The organism is Janthinobacterium psychrotolerans (assembly GCF_001677885.1).
Lineage (GTDB): Bacteria > Pseudomonadota > Gammaproteobacteria > Burkholderiales > Burkholderiaceae_D > Janthinobacterium > Janthinobacterium psychrotolerans.
This window is the reverse complement of sequence record NZ_LOCQ01000057.1, coordinates 304,752-324,532: the sequence shown is the minus strand read 5'-3', so window position 1 is coordinate 324,532 and position 19,781 is coordinate 304,752. Positions and strand designations below refer to the sequence as shown.

At 66.9% G+C, this 19,781-nt stretch carries 12 protein-coding genes and 1 tRNA gene; 5 read left to right on the top strand and 8 right to left on the bottom strand.

Annotated elements, in window-relative coordinates; all coding sequences use genetic code 11:
- Window positions 1–50: 50 nt before the first annotated feature.
- The 4 genes from ASR47_RS16770 to ASR47_RS16755 form a co-directional block, all read right to left on the bottom strand.
- A tRNA-Met gene (locus tag ASR47_RS16770) sits at window positions 51–127 on the bottom strand.
- Between the two features lie 57 nt (window positions 128–184).
- A complete protein-coding gene (locus ASR47_RS16765; protein ID WP_065308904.1) occupies window positions 185–1,363 on the bottom strand; it encodes a methyltransferase in 1,179 nt (392 codons plus the stop codon).
- A gap of 75 nt (window positions 1,364–1,438) precedes the next feature.
- Complete coding sequence (locus ASR47_RS16760) at window positions 1,439–2,311, bottom strand: hypothetical protein (protein ID WP_065308903.1); 873 nt, start codon at window positions 2,309–2,311, stop codon at window positions 1,439–1,441.
- Between the two features lie 89 nt (window positions 2,312–2,400).
- Complete coding sequence (locus ASR47_RS16755) at window positions 2,401–2,610, bottom strand: hypothetical protein (RefSeq protein ID WP_065308902.1); 210 nt, start codon at window positions 2,608–2,610, stop codon at window positions 2,401–2,403.
- 169 nt (window positions 2,611–2,779) lie between these two features.
- Between ASR47_RS16755 and ASR47_RS27480 the strand changes: the two genes are divergently transcribed.
- Window positions 2,780–2,932 (top strand): hypothetical protein, encoded by a 153-nt coding sequence (locus tag ASR47_RS27480; protein ID WP_171898971.1) that lies wholly within the window; start codon window positions 2,780–2,782, stop codon window positions 2,930–2,932.
- 8 nt (window positions 2,933–2,940) lie between these two features.
- On the opposite strand, the gene ASR47_RS16750 is transcribed toward ASR47_RS27480, so the two are convergent.
- From ASR47_RS16750 to ASR47_RS16740, 3 genes are read right to left on the bottom strand one after another with little or no spacing between them, the layout of a single operon-like run.
- Window positions 2,941–6,696: an AAA family ATPase gene (locus ASR47_RS16750; RefSeq protein WP_065308901.1), complete on the bottom strand. Its 3,756-nt coding sequence runs from the start codon at window positions 6,694–6,696 to the stop codon at window positions 2,941–2,943.
- 18 nt (window positions 6,697–6,714) lie between these two features.
- A complete protein-coding gene (locus ASR47_RS16745) occupies window positions 6,715–7,941 on the bottom strand; it encodes an exonuclease SbcCD subunit D C-terminal domain-containing protein (protein ID WP_065308900.1) in 1,227 nt (408 codons plus the stop codon).
- A gap of 46 nt (window positions 7,942–7,987) precedes the next feature.
- Window positions 7,988–10,999 carry a PAS domain-containing protein gene (locus ASR47_RS16740; protein WP_065308899.1) on the bottom strand — a complete coding sequence of 1,004 codons (3,012 nt, stop codon included), beginning with the start codon at window positions 10,997–10,999 and terminating at the stop codon, window positions 7,988–7,990.
- Window positions 11,000–11,192: 193 nt separating this feature from the next.
- On the opposite strand from ASR47_RS16740, the gene ASR47_RS16735 reads away from it, so the two are divergent.
- Window positions 11,193–11,564 (top strand): YajD family HNH nuclease, encoded by a 372-nt coding sequence (locus ASR47_RS16735; protein WP_065308898.1) that lies wholly within the window; start codon window positions 11,193–11,195, stop codon window positions 11,562–11,564.
- A 39-nt stretch (window positions 11,565–11,603) separates the two neighbouring features.
- Here the strand turns inward: ASR47_RS16735 and ASR47_RS16730 are convergent, their stop codons facing one another.
- The gene (locus ASR47_RS16730; RefSeq protein WP_065308897.1) at window positions 11,604–14,780 is read right to left on the bottom strand and encodes a di-heme oxidoredictase family protein; all 3,177 of its coding nucleotides are present in this window, start codon (window positions 14,778–14,780) and stop codon (window positions 11,604–11,606) included.
- A gap of 306 nt (window positions 14,781–15,086) precedes the next feature.
- On the opposite strand from ASR47_RS16730, the gene ASR47_RS16725 reads away from it, so the two are divergent.
- The 3 genes from ASR47_RS16725 to ASR47_RS16715 all read left to right on the top strand — a co-directional run bounded on the left by ASR47_RS16725 (window position 15,087) and on the right by ASR47_RS16715 (window position 19,657).
- Entirely contained in the window at window positions 15,087–16,082 is a 996-nt protein-coding gene (locus tag ASR47_RS16725) for a DUF2804 domain-containing protein (RefSeq protein WP_065308896.1), read from the top strand.
- Window positions 16,083–16,202: 120 nt separating this feature from the next.
- Window positions 16,203–18,872, top strand: coding sequence for a bifunctional acetate--CoA ligase family protein/GNAT family N-acetyltransferase (locus ASR47_RS16720; RefSeq protein WP_065308895.1), 2,670 nt, complete (start codon window positions 16,203–16,205; stop codon window positions 18,870–18,872).
- 128 nt (window positions 18,873–19,000) lie between these two features.
- On the top strand, window positions 19,001–19,657 hold the full coding sequence (locus ASR47_RS16715; protein ID WP_150127838.1) for a ferrous iron transporter B: 657 nt from the start codon (window positions 19,001–19,003) through the stop codon (window positions 19,655–19,657).
- The last annotated feature ends 124 nt before the right edge of the window (window positions 19,658–19,781 follow it).

Genomic DNA, 19,781 nt, shown 5'->3' with positions numbered 1-19,781 from the left:
AACCCCAGCACACTGAGCAGGAATCCTTTGAGATCAACGACTTACAGAATTGGTTGCGGGGACAGGATTTGAACCTGTGACCTTCGGGTTATGAGCCCGACGAGCTGCCAGACTGCTCCACCCCGCAGGCGAATTATAGCGCGGTTTGTTGCATTGCGCAATGGCGGCCCGGCTTACGCCTCGATTACGCCGCCGCCAGGCGCCACAGCGAGGTGATTTCCTTCGAGCGGGCCGCGTGCAGGCTGTCGGTGGCGTCCTGTGCGCGCGGGTGGCTCGGGGCGACGTCATGGCGGTCGACCACTTTCAATCCTGCGGCGGTGATCCACTCCAGCAGATGCGCGCGCGGGCGCAGGCCAAGGTGCTCGGCCAGGTCGGACAGGATCAGCCAGCCTTCGCCGTTTGGTTCCAGGTGGTCTGCCAGGCCGGCCAGGAAACCGCGCAGCATGCGGCTGTCGGGATCGTAGACGGCGTATTCGATGGGCGAGCTGGGGCGGGCCGGCAGCCATGGCGGGTTGCAGACCACCAGCGGCGCGCGGCCAGGCGGGAACAGGTCGGCTTGCACGACCTCGACCTTGTCGGCCAGGTCGAGGCGCGCCAGGTTTTCGCGGGCGCAGGACAGGGCGCGCGGGTCCTGGTCGGTGGCGACGATGCGCTTGACGCCGCGCTGGGCCAGCACGGCGGCCAGCACGCCGGTGCCGGTGCCGATATCGAAAGCCAGGCTGGCCCGTGGCGGCAGCGGCGCGTCTGCCACCAGGCCCACGTACTCGCCGCGGATCGGCGCGAATACGCCGTAGTGTGGGTGGATGCGCTGGCCCAGGGCCGGCAGTTCCACGCCGGTACGGCGCCATTCGTGGGCGCCGATCAGGCCCAGCAGTTCGCGCAGCGAAGCGACAAATGGCGTTTCGCCACGGCCGTAGGCTTCATTGCAGGCCAGTTTCACGTCCGGCGCGCGGCGCAGCGGTATCGCGTAGTCGGCGTCGAACGGCAGCAGCAGCATGGCCAGGGTGCGGGCGCGCTGCGACTGGGCCTGGCGGTGCAGGTGGAAGGCTTCGGTGGCGCTCGGTTCGGGCTTGGCCAGTTTGGCGGCCAGGGCTTTCTTGCCGGGCTTGTCGTGCTTGTGGTCGGCGCGGCGGGCCAGCGCTTGCAGCAGCTGGCGCGCGTTCTGGAAGTCGCCGCGCCACAGCATGGCCGTGCCTTCGCAGGCGAGGCGATAGGCCTGGTCGGCCGTCGTGCGGTCGTCGGCGATAACGACGCGCTTGGGCGGCGGCATGCCGCTTTCCGAGCGCCAGCGCGCCGATTGTTCGACGCCGTTTTCGCTCCAGTGGATCTGCGGGTGAACGGTGGAAGTAGGGGTGTCAGGCATGGGATTCAATCGAAAGAAGGTGGCGCGCGGCATGGTCGCCTGCGCAGGCCGTCTTCCATTATACGTCCCGGCAGCCTAGTCCGACGCGGTTGGCTTGCCGCCGTAGGCCTCGGCCACGGCGCGGGCGCGTGCCTGCGCCTCGGGCGTCAACTCGGGCGCGGCAGTGGTGGGCACTTCCACCGGCTTTGCCGCTTCGTCAACCGTCTTCGGCGGCTGCAGCAGATTGAGCAGGCGCAACCTCAAGCTGCCCACTTCGTCGCCAGCCTTGGCCTTGGCCTGGTCGGCGCTGTCCTGGCTGGCATCGTAGATGCTGCTTTGCAACTGCTGGCCCAGCATCCTGAACAGGTCGCCCAGGCTGCCGGCAAAGTTCATCGACGGTAGTTGCAGGGTCGGCAGGCCGCCGTCTTCGCCCGTATCGGCAACTTCAGCTTCGTTGCTGGTTTCATAGGCCGCGCTGGCGCTGATCTTCGATTCGTACTGCACTTCCAGTTCGAAGTCGAAACTCTGGCCATCGGCCGTGGTGATCGTGCCCTTGCCGATAAAGTGGGCGTTCTCCGCCAGGCTGAAGGCGGCCGCATTGCGGGTGCCGCCGGCGCCGGAGCTGCTGGACACCTGCGCGGCGTAGCCGGAGGCGGCCGACAGGTCGATCGAGTCGAAATTGATGCTGGCGCCATCGCCGAACAGTTGGCGCGCCATATTGCCGAGGAAGTCCTGCGCCACGTCGAGCGTCGCGTTGCCCAGCGCATCGGTGCGCTGCGCCAGGCCCTGCGCCGACAGGTCCAGGCCTTTTTTCGACAGGGCCACCACGTCCTGCGCGGTACGCTGCATCAGCGCGTCGGCGGCGCTGGAGGCATTGCCGCCAGTTTTAGCCGGCTGCTGGCCGGTGAGCGCGCTGGCGCCGGTCTGGCGCGCGCCGAGGGCGGGAAGCTGGGGCAGGGTAGTGGCCATGGTCTAGTCCAAATCAACGTTGTATCGGAATTAACGGCAGGCTGCGCGCATTCTTTAACTGCTGGTTTGTAACAACTAGTGATGCGGGATCAATGATGGTGGGACCAACTGCCGTCGGCCGACTCCAGATACGATTTGACGGCATCGGCCTGGCCGGTGGCGTGGCGCTTGAGTTCGCCGCACTGGCACAGGCCCTGATAGGGCTGGATATGCGAGCAGGCCGACACTTTTTGCAGGTAGACCTGCACGGCTTTCTGGCATTTGACGCATTTGAAGGTAAGGCTGCGGGCGGCTTTCATGGGTGTCCTTGGTCGATGGCTGGATTGCCGAGGGCAGAATTTTAACGCAAGCGGCTATGCTTCACCCGGTGTTGCAAAGGCGCCACGTGCCGCCTTGTGTGTGTCAACGCCCCGAACCCTGGCGCGTTCAGTGGGAAGATAAGCCATCAGGGCTTCGAAAGGTCGCATCATGCAGCAACGCATACTGGCAGACAAGGAACTCGTAAGACAGTGGCTGAAAGCGGAACTGGCGCAGCGCCGTCCGCCGCCGGCACCCGAGCAGATACGGCGCGAGCTGGGCTGGCACTTGCATCAGATAAACAAGGCCAGCGTGCCGCGCTGAAGCACTCTTCAACGCACGCTGACCACGCTTTTGCCGCCGGCGCCGGGGTGCACCAGGATGCGGGTGGCGATGCGCTCCGTCATTTCCTGCACGTGCGAGATGACGCCCACCTTGCGGCCCATGGCCTGCAGGCCATCGAGCGCATCCATGGCCACGCGCAGGGTTTCCGTGTCCAGGCTGCCAAAACCCTCGTCGATGAACAGCGATTCCACGCGCACCCGGTTCGACGACAGCGAAGCCAGGCCCAGCGCCAATGCCAAGGACACCAAAAACGATTCGCCGCCCGACAGCGAGTGCACCGAGCGCAGCTCGCCACCCATGTCCTGGTCGCGCACCATCAGGCCCAGCGAAGGGTTGTTGGGATTGCCGATGCGCTCCAATTGATAGCGGCGCGCCAGGTGGTTCAGGTGGGCGTTGGCATAACCGAGCAGCACTTCCAGGGTGAACTGCTGGGCGTAGTTGCGAAACTTCTTGCCATCGGCTGAACCGATCAGTTCGTTCAGGCTGGCCCAGCGGCGCTCGACTATCGCCTGCGCATCGATCTGCGCCAGCATCGCCTGCGCGCTGTGGCGCCGCGCCTCGTCCTGGGCGATCGCCAGGCGCAGCGCGGTGGCCGCCTGGCTGGCCTGCTGGCGCTCGGCCTGCAGCGCATCGAGCGCTGCCTGCAAGATCGCCATGTCGCTTTCCAGATTGGCCGTTGGCTGTTCCTGGTGCAGCGCCTGCTGGCGCAGCCGTTCGGCCAGCACCGTGCGCGCTTCGGCCAGTTGCGCGTCGATCAGTTGCAGGGCGTCGCGCTCGGCGCGGATGGCTTCCGGCGCCAGGTTCAGGCGTTCGCGCAACGCCGCCGTATCCGCCGGCGCCTGTGCAGGGTGATGGTGCTGGAACTGGCGCAGCCAGTCTTCCAGCGCTGTTGCCGCGACTGCCGCCTGTGTCTGCAAGCTGTCCAGGCGCCGCATGGCTTGCGCGCGCGCTTCGTCCAGCCGCGTGCGCTGCTCGCTGGCCTGCTGCACTGCCGCCTGCCGCGTGGCCAGGTTTGCCCTGGCCGCATCCACAGCGCTCGCCAAGGCGCGCTCCACCTGCAGCACCGGCTGGCCATTCCACAGCGCCGCGCGTTCGGCCTGGGTGGCGATCAACTTCGTGTCCAGCGCCTTGAAGGCGGCATGCGCGTCCTGCGCCGCCTGGCGTGCTTTTGCCGCCGCCGTACCGAGTGCTTCCAGTTGCGCCGCCACCGTCACCAAAGCATGGCTGCGCTCGTCCTGTGCCGCTTGCTGCTTGAGCCATTGCTGGCTTTCCGCCTGGCGCGCGGCGCGGAAATCGGCCGGTCCCTGGCGCCAGCTGTCTTTCCAGGCTTCGGCGCCGTCGGCCTCGCCAAACGCGCCGTCCAGCTGGGCCAGCAAGGCGTCGAGCTGGGCGCGCGCGGCCTGGCCCTTGTCGCTGGCCGCTGCCTGCTGCGCCTGCAACTGCGCCAGCCGCGCCTGCGCTTGCGCCAGCTGCGCCGTCAAGCGTGCCTGTTCCTGCGTTGCCTGTTCATGCGCCGCTTGTAGCTGCTCGCGCCTGGCGCCCGCTTGCCGCAGCGCGCTTTCCTGTTCCGCCAGCGCCTGCAGGCCCGCCTGATTGGCGGCCAGCTGTTCGTTGAACCAGGCACTGCGCATGCTAGCCGCAGGCAGTTGCAGGGTGGCCGACTGGGTTTGCCATTGCGCGGCAAGGGCGGCGAGCGTCGGCGGCAGGGTATCGAGCTCCTGCGCCGCTGCCGTCTGTTCGCGCAGCAGGCCGTTCAGTGCGGCCTGGTGCGCCGCCAGTTGGCGGGTATTGGACAGCGCCTGCGCGCGGCAGTCCTGCACGCCTTGCCGCAGGCTGGCCAGCATGGCCTGCAGCGCATGGTCGGCGTGATGATACGGGTGCGCGAGCGCGCCGCAGACGGGGCAGGGCGCATCGTCGACCAGGGTGGCGCGCAGCTGCTCGACGCTGGCGGCGCAGGCCGCCTCGGCGCCTTTCAGTGATCTTTCGGCCTGCGCCAGCGAGGCCTCGATGACCGGCGTCCTGGCCGTTTCTTGCGCCAGCGCGGTATTTTCGGCTGCAATGGCCTGCGCCAGTTGTGCCGCCCTGGCTTGCCAGTGCGCCAGCTGTTGCTGCTGGCGCGACAGTTCGGCCCAGGTTTTGTCGGCCGCCGCCAGGACCCTGGCGTGGCTGTCCAGCTGCTGGCGCTGGAGCGGCAATTGCTCGCCATCGAGCGCCGCTACCGTGGCGATGGCGGCGGCCCGCTGCGCTTGCAGCGCGGCCGTCTTGTCGATGGCCGCCGTCAGCGCTTCCTGCACGATGGCCGTATCGAGCGTGGCCTGGCCGGCCAGCTGCGCCGCCTGCGCCAAACTGGCCTGCGCCATATCGGCCTGCGCCGCCGCCTGGCCGGCCTGGGCAAACAGCTGGTCCCACAAGGTCCAGTCCTTTGCCAGCGCCTGCCAGTGCCGGTGGCCGGCCAGCCAGTTCAATCCCGCTTCCTGCTGCGTATCGAGGGCCTGGCGGTGCTGCTGCACCGCCAGCAGCTGGGTGCGCGCTCCATCGTTGGCCGCATCGGCCGCCTGCGCCGCATCCCTGGCCTGGTGGTGGGCCGGCAGTTGCGCGGCGATGCCGGCGTCGAGCGCCTTGGCCCGGTCGAGCAGCGGCGCCGCCTCGCGCTGTGCCGCTTCCTGCGTGTGCAAGTGCGTGGACGTCTGCAAGGCGGCGACGGCCAGTTGCTCCTGGCTTGCCAGCGCATCGTGCGCCTGCTGGCGCGCAGTGCCCAGCGCCAGGGTGGCGGCAGCGCTGTCGCCGGCAAGCCGCGCCACATCGGCCATCAGCGGACGCGCCGGCTGCAGCAGGTCCCATTGCGCCAGTGCGTCGCGGCGTGCGTCGGCGGCAGCGCGCGCCGCCTGGGCCGCTTCCAGCGCGTCGCCGGCTTCTTTGGCCTGTGCCTGCAAGCGCTGCGCATCGAGGTGCCAGCGCTGCTGCTGCTCCAGCACAGCTTTATGCAGTTCCAGCTGCTGCAAGGCCGCTTCCGCTTGCGCGCCTTGCTGTTCGACCAGCGCGCGTTCCTCGACCGGCAGTGGGCGCTGGTCGGCCAGCTTGTCGACGAGGCGTTCCAGCGCCTGTTTTTCCAGCTTGGCGCGTTCAAAAGCGCGGATCGAAATATCGGAATAGATGGTGCTGCCGGTCAGGGTTTCCAGCAGTTCGCCGCGCTCGTTGTCTTCGGTTTTCAGAAAGGTGGAAAACTCGTTCTGCGCCAGCAGCACGGCGCGCGTAAATTGGTCGAACGACAGGCCGATGCGCTGTTCGATCGCTTCCTTCACTTCCGTCTTGGTGCCGCCGATGGCCTGCAGCGCGGGCAGCTGGTGCAAGCTCATGGCGGTGGCCTGCAGCGCGCCTTCGGCCTTGGTGCGCGAGCGGCGCACGCTCCAGCGCGCGCGGTAGCTGTGGCCGTCGTTGCCGACGAAGTCGACTTGCGCCCAGCCGTCCGGCGTGCCACGGCGCAGCAGGGTGCGGGTATCCTGGGCGTTGACGGTTTCCTTGCCGACGTCGGGCACGGCGTTGCGGCCCTGAACCTTCAGCAGGCGCGGCGTGGCGTCGTACAAGGCCAGGCACAGCGCGTCGAGCAGGGTGCTCTTGCCGGCGCCCGTGGGGCCGCTGATGGCGAACAGCCCGGCGGACGCCAGCGGTTCCTGCTCGAAGTCGACCATGAATTCGCCGGCCAGCGAAGCGAGGTTCTTGCCACTGATAGTGAGGATTTTCATGGTGCTTTATATTGAAACTCAGGCGCCGGGCAGTAGCAGCTCCGCCAGCGCCGACAGTTGTTCGGGCGGCGCTTCCTTGCCGAATTTTTGCTGGTACAGGCGGCGGAAGATGTCGTCGGGCTGCAATTGCGCCAGCTGGTCCAGCGTCATCGACTCGATCTGCGTGCTGCGCGCCGCGCTGGAGGTATCGATCTTGGCCAGGCGCACCGGCTTGCCGTCCAGCGCCGCTTCGATGCGCGCGCGCAGGCCCGGTTCGGGTGCGTCCAGGCGCACGCGCACTTCCAGGAAGGGCTGCGCTTCGTGAGGGGCGTCTGGAAGGTCGAGCGCTGCCAGCTGCGCCAGCACCTCGGCCACCGGCGCCGGTTTTTCAGGCACGCGCAACAGCGGCACGGCGCGCGGGATGTCGATGGCGCGCACGTCCCGCAACTGTTCGCCGTCGATGTCAAGGCACAGCACCTGGTGCCGGTAATGCACTTCGGCGAACGACAGCGGGATCGGACTGCCGCAGTAGCGGATATGCTGCGCTGCGCCGACGGCCTGTGCCAGGTGCAGATGGCCCAGCGCCGCGTAGGCGATGGCCGGGTCGAAGATCCCCGACGGCAGCATTTCGGTGCCGCCGATGACGATGCGCCGTTCCGAGTCATTCGACATTTCGCCGCCCACCATATGGCAGTGGCCCATGGCGACAATCGCCTGGCCGGGCTGGCGCCGCGCCAGCGCCAGTTCCGTCAATTGCCGGTACAGCAGGGCGATGCCGCCGAGGTAGGCGTCCTGCGTGCTGCCGGCCGGCAGTTTCGGCACGTCGCCGGGGCGCAGGAAGGGCACGGCCAGGCACCAGGCCTGCACCTGGCCATCGGCACCCGTCAAGGGCAGCAGCAGCCGTTCCAGGTCGATCTGGCCGCTGTCATCGCGCAGGATATGGCCCAGCATGTGGGTGCCGTAGTCAAGCAGCAGCGGCGCCGGCGCCTCCAGGCGGCCGGCCGAATCGTGGTTGCCGGCGATAACGATCATCTGCAGGGCCGGCAGGCGCGCGCGCGCCTGGCGCAAAAAACCATACAGCTGCTTTTGCGAGGCGGCCGACGGGTTGGCGTTGTCGAACACGTCGCCGGCCACCAGCAGCACGTCGATGCGTTCGGCCACCAGGGTGGCCAGCAGCCAGTCGAGGAAATGCTGGTGTTCGTAGCCCCGCTCGTAATTGTGCAGGGTCTGGCCCAGATGCCAGTCGGAAGTGTGCAACAGGCGCATGGTGGAAGCGGGTGAGAAGAGACAGCCGCCAATATACCATCCGGCGCTAGGCTATCATGGCGGCGGCGCGGTAGGTATTGCGGCCATCCTGCTTGGCCTGGTACAGCAGCACGTCGGCCTGCTGCAGCAGGGCGGCCGGCGAGATGTCTTCGTCGCGGTAGAAGGCCACGCCGATGCTGGCCGAAATATGCACGGTGATGCCGTCGAGTTCGAACGGCAGGCGCATGGCGTAGACGATATTGGCGGCCAGCACGGCCGCGTCTTCGGGCCGGCTGATGCTGTCCATGATGATGGTGAATTCGTCGCCGCCCAGGCGGGCGATGATGTCGGTGGCGCGCATGGTCTGCGTCAGGCGCTGGGCAAACGCGCGCAGCAGCGCGTCGCCGGTGCCATGGCCGTGGGTGTCGTTGACGGGCTTGAAGCGGTCGATGTCCATGTACATCACGGCCATCAGGCGGCCCTGCTTGCGGCTGGCATGCATGGCGTCGGTGAGCTTTTGCACGAAGCCGGCGCGGTTCGACAGGCCCGTCAGCGCATCGACCTGGGCCAGCTGCAGCAGCCGCTGTTTTTCGCGCTTTTGCACGGTGATATCCTGGCGCATCACGTGAAAGCCCGCCACCTGCGGATGGTCTTCGCCGATCTGCGGGATATACAGCACTTCCATGCAGCGCGCTATGCCTTCCTTGACGTCGTCCTCTTCAAAACTCAGCGTCTCGCCCGCCAGCACGCGCACGATATACGGCGCCACCGAGTCGTAGCGCTCGGCGCCCACGGTTTCGCGCACGCTGCGCCCCAGCGCCGGCAGGCCGGTCAGGCCTAACTCGCGCTCGTAGGCCAGGTTCAGGAAGCGGTAGACTTGATCGGCGTCGATGTAGGCGATCATGGCCGGCAGCGCGTTGGCGATGGTGCGCAGGCGCGCTTCGCTTTCCAGCAGCGCCACCTCGGACTCGCGCAGGATGGTAATGTCGTCCAGGCTGCCCACGTAGCCCTCGATGCCACCGTCGACCAGGATCGGCGCGATCTTCATCGACACCCACACCAGCTTGCCGTCGCGGTGCAGCCAGCGCAAGGTGGACTGGACCGGCACATGGCTTTGCCGCAGCTGGGCCAGGGCCGCGTGCATGTGCGCAAAGTCATCGGGATGCAGGGCGCTGGTCCAGCCCGCGCCCAGGGCCGAGGCGCGCGGCTGGCCGGTGATCGCTTCAAAAGTGCGGTTGACATAGGTGCAGCGGCGCTCGCGGTCCAGCCTTACCAGCCCCAGCGGCGACGCATCGTTGACGGCCGCCAGCTCGGCCTGGTTCTGGCGCAGCGCCAGTTCCTGCTGGCGGCGCTGCGAGATGTCTTCGGCGATGCCGAGGATATGCTCGACCTGGCCGCGCTCGTCGAACACGGGCACCGACACGGCGTGCAGGTGGCGCACGCTGCCGTCCTGCAGGCGCAGCGGCTTTTCCGGATGGTCGATCACGCCGCGCTCGGCCAGGATGGCGCGGTCGTCCTCGTCGTCATGCAGGCCGAAGCCGACCGGAAAGGCGGCGCCGTCGGTCTTGCCGATGATGTCCGCGGCCGGGTAGCCGGTGATGTCTTCGGCGGCCTTGTTCCACACTTCCATCTGGCCGAAGTTCTCTGGCCGCGCGCTCTTGGCATACACCAGCACGGGCAGGTGGTCGATCAGCGATTGCAGGAAGCTGCGGTTGTCCTGCAGCGCCAGTTCGTCGTGCTTGCGCGCGCTGATGTCGCGCGAGGTGACGGCCACGCCGTCGCTGATCGGCACGATCTGGTGGCGCAGCCAGCGCGTGCCGCCATGTGGCAGGACCAGTTCGAATTCGTCCTCCAGCGGCTGGCCCGACTCCATCACCAGCACGAAGCGCTGGAAGAAGCGCTCGTCGCGCAGCACCGGCGCCAGCGGCAGGGCGCGCTGGCCCAGCAACTCGGCACGCGGCTTGCCCAGCACGTCGGCGGCGCGTTCGTTGACGTCGGCGAAAATGAAATCCTCGGGCGGCTTGCCCGGCGCCGGGCGCCAGGCTTTGAGCAGCATCACCGAGTCCAGGCTGCCCTGGTGCGCCGCGCGCAGCAGCGCCTGGGCGTCATTGGCCTGGCGGATGCTGCGCCGCAGCCGCCGGCTCTGGCGCATCAGCAGGGAAGTGAAACCGACGATCAGCAAGCTGGCCAGCATCAGCACGCCGATATAGACGCGGCGCCGGTGTTCGACATGCGCCAGCGCCGTCGCGCTGCTGACGCCCACCACGGCCAGCAGCGGATAGCTGCCCAGGTCGCGGTAGCTGTAGATGCGAGGAATGGTGTCCAGCGGTGGCGTGATTTCGGCTTCCTCGGGCGCATGGGTGGGCGGGCCCGGCATGCGGAAGTCGATCTCGTCGCTGATGATCAGCCGTTCGCCGATGCGGCCCACCGAGTCGCCGCTGTCGCGCGCGACCAGCATCAGCGCGCCGTCTTCGTCGAGGTTCAGTCGGTCGTAATCGTCGACAAAGTGGCCGGGGTCGATCAGGATCACGACCGCGCCCGCAAAACCGCCGTCGGCGTCGTTCAGGCGGCGCGCCGAACGTATCATCCATTTTTTGCTGGCCAGGTCGACCACCGGCGTGTCGACCAGCGCCATGTCGCCGGGCGTGGCGGCCAGGGTGCGAAAGAAGGCCTGGCCGGCCAGGTTGCCGGAAGCGTAGCCATTGGCGCTGTCGACGATATTGCCTAGCCCGTCAGTGACGGCGATCGGCAGTTCCAGCTTCGACGGCAGCACGCTGTCGAGCAGGCCCTCGGTGCGGGTGAACTGCGCCAGCGACAGGTGCGCACCGGCCGCTTCATGGCGCAGCTTGAACAGCTGGGTAGCGTGATCGCTCTGGCGCAGGATATAGCTGGTATGGTCGGCCAGGGTGCGCGCCAGCGACTGGCTGGCCGCCACCGCGTCGCGCGTGGCGCCGGCGCGTTCCTGGCTCACCTGGTAGAACAGGCCGCCCCACAGCGCGGCCAGCAGCGGCAGCGCGAACAGTGGAAGCAGGCTGAGGTTGCAGACACTGCTGGCCAGGCGTTGCAGGGTTCTTGTCATCGATATGCTTGCGCGCAAGAGTCATGGTAAAGATGGATCGCTTGGGCTTATTTTGCTTTAAATCAAAGCGCTATGGCGCAATTCAGGCTAAAAAAGTTGTCTCACTGTGATAATGCGCTGCCGGCCCCGCCATGGGCGGCGCGGCTGGCGCTAAAATGGCGGCTTCTTCCTCCCATCTTGAAAGTTGCTTGCCATGCAGACCAAAAAGCCCGATGCGGCCCGGCTCGACAAAATCGTCGCCGAAGCGCGCCGCGCCGCCGACCAGCGCGAGAGCGGCTACCGCGAACGCTCGCTGAAAATGTATCCGTGGATTTGCGGGCGCTGCATGCGCGAATTCACGCGCGCCAACGTGCAGCAGCTGACCGTGCACCACCGCGACCATAATCACGACAACAACCCGCCCGACGGCAGCAACTGGGAGCTGCTGTGCCTGTATTGCCACGACAACGAACACTCGCGCTACCTGGAGGCGGATCGCGGCGCCGGCCTGCTGTCGGCCGAGCTGGCGCCGGCGACGCACAATCCGTTCGCGGCGCTGGCGGGGCTGATCAAGAAAAAAGACTGAAGAGGATGGCCGGCGCGCTGGCGCCGGCCGTTTGCAACGTTACAGCGACTTCAGGAACGCCAACAGGGAGTCGCGCTCGGCTTTTGACAGCGCCTCGAAACGCTGGCGCGCCTTTGTTCCCTCGCCGCCGTGCCACAAAATGGCTTCCGTCAGGCTGCGCGCGCGGCCGTCATGCAGGTAGCCGACCTTGCCTTCCTTGCCCATCACCTTTTCCGTGTAGCCGATGCCCCACAGCGGCGCGGTGCGCCACATGGCGCCTTGCGCCTGGCCTTCGGCAAACTTGTCGGCCAGGCCAGGGCCCATGTCGTGCAGCAGCAGGTCGGTGTAAGGGCGGATGGTCTGGTCGCGCAGTTCGGCGAACAGGTGGCCCGAACCGGTCTTCATTTCCGCCGTATGGCAGGCGGCGCAGCGCATGCCCTGGAACAGTTTGGAGCCAAGCGACACCTGCTGCGCATCGACCTTGTGCTCGTCGATCGGCGCCACGCCTTTCGGGAAACCGCTGGCGATGCTGCGCTGGGCCGGTACCGCCACCAGCGCCAGGTAGTGCGAGATCGACTGCAGGTCCGACTCGGAAATGCCGGCCTGCTTGCCGCCGGCGGCGCAGGCGACCGGGCCGGCCATGCATGCGCGGTTCGGGAACACGGGCGAAGTGACCGCCATGTCCAGCAGCAGGGCTTCTGCCGCCTGCTGGCGCAAGGTGGCCTTGCCCGCCTTCCAGCCGAAGCGGCCAAGGCGCACGGCGCCGCTTTCCGGGTCGAACACGAAGTTGGCCTGGCCCTTGACGCCGTCGGCGTCGGGCGTGGTGCGCACGCGCGCCAGGATGTCGCTTTCCGTCACGGCTTCGAGCAGGCCGGTGCCGATCATCGGCGGGGCGGCGCGCAGCGAGGCGATGGCCGGCACCTGGCCGTCAAACGCCAGCACCGGCTTGCGCAGTTCGACCTTGCTGCCATCGGCCAGGGTCACCTGGCTGGTCTCGAAACCGCCGACGGCCACGCCATTGCCCCAGTTCTGCGCCACGCCGGCGCCGGAGACGGCGTTCATCTGGATCGCCGTGCCGTATTGCGGATGCGGCACCTGCTGGCCGTGCGCGTTCAGGGCGGCGACACGCACCGCCATGGTGTCGAGCCGCTGGTTGATCGATGCCGGCGCCGGACTGCGGCCATTGTTGACGTGGCAGGCGATGCAGGCCGACTGGGTGTAGCGCGGACCCTGCAGGCCGACGGCTGGCGCGTAGCGGTCGTTGCCGCCTTCATTGTGTTCGCCGGTGCGGAAGTTGGTATGCACCAGGCGCCGGCCTTCGACGAAGCGCTGCATGTTCTGCATGCCAATATGGTTGTGCGGCTGCTGGAACATGAACAGGCCATTGTCCGAGTAGTTATAGGACACGGAACCCAGGCCGCCCGACAGCGTCTCGCCCGGCAGCGGCACGGAATTGAGGCGCGGCTGCACGCCATACCACGGCCGCAGGCCGGCGCCAACCACATACGTCCATTCGTACGAGTAATAGCGGATGCCGCCGTCGTCGCCCTGGGCCGCCATGGCTTCTTTGGTGGAGAACATCGATGGCGACACTTCGATGATATCGCCCGACGTCAGTGCGCGCGCCTTGACGTCGACGCCATTGGGCATGCCGTTCGCGTCCAGCCCGCCATGGCCCGGATAGTCCTTGATCAACAGGGTGCAGGCGCCGTTGATGCCGCTGGCGGTATTGAGCTTGCCGGCGGCCGGGTAGGCCAGCGGTTTGCACACGGGGACGTTGCGGTCGACCAGTTCGCCGGGCGACATCCAGCCGTAGCCGGTCACGCCGGGTCGGTCGATGCCGCGGAAGAAGGCCACGCCGCCTGGCAGGAAGTCGACCGTGGTGTACTGGTTGACGATCAGGGTCGGTTTAGTCACACCGGCAACCTTGCTGTTGTCGATGATCTCGACACCCCAGGTGCGGTTCTTGAAGTATTGCGGCACGAAGGTGAGGTAGTTGCCCGGCCCCTTGTCGACGGCCAGGCCGGTCACCGGGTCGATCGTTTCATTCGGGCCATAGCCGATCTCGTTCCACTCCTCGCCCCGTTCGCGGCCATGGCGGGCCAGGCCGCGCGCGCCGAAGCGCGTCACCAGGGTGCCGTCGGGCAGCGAAAACTGCAGCGTTTCGAGCGGCTCCCTGGCGGACGGCAGCGGCTGCAAGGCGCTGCCGTCGATCGGGAATTTGAGCGCCGAGGTGGCCGTCGATGGCAGGGTATTGTCGCTGCCGGGCGCCTTGAACACCGCTTCGAGCAGCGAATAGCCATACTGGGTGGCGCGCGCCACGCCCTGCAGGCGAACGTAGCGCGCGTTGACGCCCAGGTTGAAAAATTCCTCGGCGCCGCCCTTGCCGTTCGTGACGTAGCGCACCTGGGTCCACTGGTTGCCGTCGTTCGAGGTTTGCAGCGCATATTCCTTGCCGTAGGCGTTTTCCCATTGCAGCTGCAGGTAGCCGATGGCGGTCGGCGCGCCGAAGTCAAACTGGATCCAGGCACCGTCTTCGAAACTGCTGGCCCAGCGCGTGGCGCTCTTGCCGTCGATCGCCATGGCGGCCGACATGCCGGGGTTTTCCAACGCCGAGGAGGTGGCGGCGACCGGTTTGATCACCACGCCCGGCTGGCTCGGGTCGGCGGGCGTCACCGGTGGCGTCACCGGCGGCTCGCCCGGCACGGTGGCGGGCGTGCCCGAAAACGCCTGCATCTCGAAGATGGAGTAGCCGTACTGGCCGGCGCGCTTGACGCCCTGCATGCGCAGGTAGCGGCCCTGGCCCGACAGGCCCGTCAGGTCCTCGACACCGCCGCTGCTGTTCTCGACGCTGCGGATGGTGGTCCAGTTGCTCAGGTCATTGGAAACCTGCAGCTGGTAGGCGCTGGCGTGGGCGTTTTCCCAGGCGATGCGCACGCGGGTGATCGCTTGCGCGCTGCCGAAGTCCAGCGTCAGATTCTCGGCATCGCCAAAGCCGCTGCCCCAGCGCGTGCCGTCGTTGCGGTCGATGGCGGCGGAGGCCGACAGATCGCCCCGTTCGGCCGAACTGGCCGTCGCACCCACCGGCGTGAGCACGGTTTCCGACGATACTAGTGCGCTTAACTGGGCCGTGGCGGCTGCCGCCGGTTGATCACTGCTGCCGCCGCCGCACGCTGACAGCGCCAATGCCAGCGGCAGCAGTGGAACTGCGCGCAGGCGATGTCGAAATGGAGTCATGAACACTTCCTTGATTGTTATTTATAGTGGAGAAGGTTTGCCGGCAGCCACCGACGCGCCGCTCGCCGGGTAGCGAGAGTGTGTACAGAATAACCATGGATGCCGTGGAATTAATTTCATTTTAGAAATATTTCATCACATTATCCCGGCCGTCCATGGCTGTCAAGCGGACAATCAAGCGCCTTGCAGGCGCGTCAACCATGCGAACCGCGCGCGAAAAATGCGGTATCTTCAGCGTATGAAAAAACGCACGAACCATCCTCGTCGCCAGCATCGCCGAGTCAAGCCGGACCGGGGGCCAGCCGCATGACCTTGCCACCCGCGCCGGCCACCGTGATCGACGCCAGCGGCGCGCCTTTGTGCGGCCGCCATGCCGGCCTGGCGCAGGCATTCGACTGGGCGCGGCTGGCGCAGCCCCATGCGCGAGGCGGCCTGTGGCGGCTGTTGCATCACAAGCGCTGGCACTACGTGGCGCTGGCCACGCCGCAGCTGTTTTGCGCGGTGGCCATTGTCGACCTGGGCTGGGCCAGCACCGCCTTTGCCTATGCTTTCGACCGCCGCAAGGGCAAACTGGTGGCCTCGTTCTCGCGCGACGGCGTGCCGGGCTTGTCGGCCAGCGTGGCGCCGCATGCGGCCGCCAGCAGCTGCAGCCGCTTTCGTTTTCTGTCGCAAACCATCAGCATCGAGGCGGCGCCGCAGCAGCGCTACCGCCTGCGGCTCGATAGCGGCCACTTCGGCATCGACGCCGAATTCGGTCCGCCGGTCTCGCCGGTGCTGCTCGCTGTCGGCCCGGTGGCGGGCGGCAGCGTGCATGCGACGCAAAAGTCGGGCGGCCTGCCGCTGTGGGGCACGGTGCGCTGCGGCGCCGTCGGCTACAGCCTCGACGACGGCGTGGCCAGCTTCGATTATTCGAACGGCCTGCTGGCGCGCGAGACGGAATGGCGCTGGGCCTCGGCGCATGGGCTCGATATCGGTTTCAACCTGCAGGCCGGCTACTTTGGCGCGCAGGAAAACGCGCTGTGGCTCGACGGCCAGCTGTATCCGCTGGCGCGCGCCCATTTCGATTTCAATCCCGACAATCCGCTCTCGCCCTGGCATGTGTGGACCGACGACGACCTGCTCGACCTGCATTTCAAACCGGAAGGGGCGCGCCGCGAGGAGCGCCAGTTGTGGCTGGCGGCCAGCCGCTATATCCAGCCGATCGGCACCTTCAGCGGCTGGGTGCGCGCCAGCGCCAGCGCACCGAAGCGCATCGTGGCGCAACTGGCGGGGGTGGCGGAAAGCCACCGCTCGCGCTGGTAATGGCACGGCCATCACTTTTTGACAAAACTCACCGCAAGGTCAAGTTTTTTTACCGGCGCATCCTATACACTGGCGCAGCCGCTACAGGCAGATCACCAGCACAGTCCATAAGGCCAGAGCATGAGTATCCGTAATCTCGACAAGCTGTTCAAGCCGGCCTCGGTGGCCCTGGTCGGCGCTTCGCGGCGCGAACGCAGCCTGGGCGCCATCGCCCTGGACAATCTGCTGCAGGGCGGCTACCAGGGCGCCATCTATCCGGTCAATCCCAAGTACGCGCAATTGCAGGACCTGCGCTGCTATCACAAGCTGTCGCAGTTGCCCAAGGCGCCGGACCTGGCCATTATCTGCACCCCGCCGGCCACCTTGCCGGGGCTGATACGCGATCTTGGCAGCATGGGCACGCGCGCGGCCATCGTCATGACGGCAGGGCTGGACCATGCCGAACACGGCAAGCTGCGCCACCTGATGCTGAAAGCGGCCAAGCCGCATCTGCTGCGCATCCTGGGGCCGAACAGCATGGGCCTCCTGGTGCCGAAGATCGGCCTGAACGCCAGTTTTACCCATGTGGGCGCGACCGCCGGCAAGATCGCCTTCGTGTCGCAGTCGGGTGCGCTGGTATCGGGCGTGCTTGATTGGGCGCATGCGCACGGCGTGGGATTTTCCAAGTTCATTTCGCTCGGCGGCAGCGCCGACATCGATTTCGGCGACCTGCTCGACTACCTGGCCGGCGACGTCGATACGGCTGCCATTTTGCTGTACATGGAAGACATCCAGGCGGCGCGCAAATTCATGTCGGCCGCGCGCGCCGCCGCCCGCAGCAAACCGGTGATTGTGCTGAAAGCGGGGCGCGAAGCGGCAGGCGCGGCGATGGCGGCCTGGCATACGGGCGCGCTGGCGGGCTCGGACGCCGTGTATGACGCGGCGATACGACGCGCCGGCATGCTGCGCGTGTATTCGGCCGAGGAGCTGTTCGACGCCGTGGAAACGCTCACGCATATCCGCGCTCAGCGCGGCGAACGGCTGGCGATCTTGTGCAATGGCGGCGGCCTGGGCGTGATGGCCACCGACGCGCTGGTGGGCAAGGGCGGCAAGCTGGCCGAACTGTCGCCCGAGACCGTGATCGCGCTGGAAAAAGCGCTGCCGCCGGGCTGGTCGCATGACAACCCGGTGGGCCTGGCCGGCGACGCGCCGGTGCAGCGCTATGTCGACGCGCTCAAGCCCTTGCTGTCGGAACCGGAAGCGGACGCCATGCTGCTGCTGCATGCGCCGACGGCCATGGTGTCGTCGGTAGAAATCGCCGAAGCCGTCACGCCGCTGATCAAGGCCACGTCGCGCACGGTGTTGTCGTGCATGCTGGGCGGCACCATGGTGGCGCCGGCGCGCCAGGTGTTCAACCGCGCCGGCATCCCGACTTACGATACGCCTGAAAAAGCCGTGCATGGCTTCATGCAGATCGTGCAGTACCGGCGCAACCAGGACACCCTGATGGAGGTGCCGGCCCAGCTGCCGCTCTCTGGCGCGCCGCGCCGCGCGCGCGTGCGTGAAATCGTCGCGCTGGCGCTGGCGGCCGGCCAGACGGTGCTCGGCGAATGCAGGTCAAAAGAAATCCTGGCCGCCTACGGCATCCCGGTGGCCACCACGCGCATGGCGGCCGACGTGGAAGAGGCGCTGGCAGTGGCGGCGGACATCGGCTATCCGGTGGCGCTGAAGATTCATTCGCCCGATATCGCGCACAAATCGGATGTCGGCGGCGTGGCGCTCGACCTCGACAACCCGGCGATTTTGCGCACCGCGGCCGCCGCGATGGAAAAGCGCGTGCGCAAGATGCGGCCCGACGCGCTGATCGATGGCTTCACGGTGCAGCAGATGGCGCGCCGGCCGCAGTCGCATGAACTGATCGTCGGCGTCACCACCGACAGCGCCTTCGGCCCCGTGATTCTGGTGGGGCAGGGCGGCATCTCGGTGGAGGTGACGGCTGATCACGCGATCGGCCTGCCGCCGCTGAACATGGTGCTGGCGCGCGACATGCTCTCGCGCACGCGGGTGTCGAAACTGCTGGCCGGCTACCGCAACCAGCCGGCCGCCAATATCGACGCCATCTGCTACACGCTGATCCAGGTGGCCGAGCTGGTGGCCGATATCGGCGAGCTGGCCGAACTCGACATCAATCCGCTGGTGGCCGACGCCGACGGCGTGATCGCGCTCGACGCGCGCATCCGCCTGCAGCCGGGCCAGAGCGCCGACCGGCTGGCGATCCGGCCGTATCCGCAGGAACTGGAAGAAACAGTGGCGTGGATGGGCCAGTCCATCGTGCTGCGCCCGATCCGCCCGGAAGACGCGCTGCAGCATATCGACCTGTTCAACGCGCTCGACCCCGACGATGTGCGGCTGCGCTTTTTTACCTCGATGCGCGAGCTGCCGCTGTCGCAGCTGGCGCGCCTGACGCAGATCGATTACGACCGCGCGATGGCCTTTATCGCCACCCACACGGGGCCGGGCGGCGAGCCGGAAACCCTGGGCGTGGTGCGCGCGGTGGCCGACCCGGACAATATCACGGCCGATTTCGCGATTGCCGTGCGCTCGAAACTGAAGGCCCAGGGCCTGGGCCATATCCTGTTTGAAAAGCTGGTCGACTACTTCCGCAGCCGCGGCACCGAATCGCTGGTGGGCGAGGCGATGGCGCGCAACAAGGGCATGCAGCGGCTGGTGAAAAGCTTTGGCGGCAGCGTCACGCCATCGGAAGAGCCTGGCGTGGTCGAGTTGCACATCAGCCTGCGGCCGCCAAAATAAGACTGGCCGGGTTCGCTTTGCCTGCACCAGTTTTGTGCAGGATCAAGCTTGACCATGTCGGCAATCCTTACACTTTCACTTCCAGCCTGGGTCAAGCAAGGCGTATCGGCAGTGATGGGAGTGAGTGCATGCTAACAGCAACCTATACTTTGGTGTCCTTGTCGGTCGAGCAGGCCACTATCCGCGTGAGCCTGCTGTCGTTCCAGCAATATATGCACGCGCAGTTGCGCCAGCAGCGCCGGCTGAGCATGGCGCATATCGAATACGCGGGCGAATGGCTCGCCCGCCTGTACCAGTTTGGCTACTGGCGCAAGATTGATCAGTATCTGGTGCCCGCCATCCGCCAGGCCACGCCGCATGCCGACGGCTTGCTGGACGAACTGGGCAGGCTTAACCGTGCCGCGCTGGAAAGCGTCAACCTGCTGCAGCGGCGCGCCATGGCCACCATCGACGGCGCCGGACAGATCGCATCGCACGCCAAGCAGCTGGGGGCGGCCATCGACCATTTCTGCGCCGCCCTGATGGCGCGGCTGGAAATGGAAGAGCGTGAACTGTTCGCGCTGGCGCGCCGGGTGATCGCCAGCGAGGCCTGGTTTGCCATCGCCTACCAGTTTCTGGCGCACGATGCGCGCATGGAAGAAAACCGCCGCGGCAAGGCGCGCGTGCTGCCCTTCGTGCCGCCAGCCGCGCTTGCCCCCGCCGCCGCAGCGGTACATGCGCCGGCAGTGGCCGCTAACTCCGGTGCGCACGAGGCGGCGCTGCTGGCGCGGCATCGTGTTGCCTGAGACACGCATCAGGCCGGATGTGATGGAAAAAAGTTTAAGTTTATTGTTTGATAATTACTTCATTGCTGTCTGATGCAATGCCCCTGGCTTTGTTATGATGGTGGTTTTGATCCACGCGAAACCC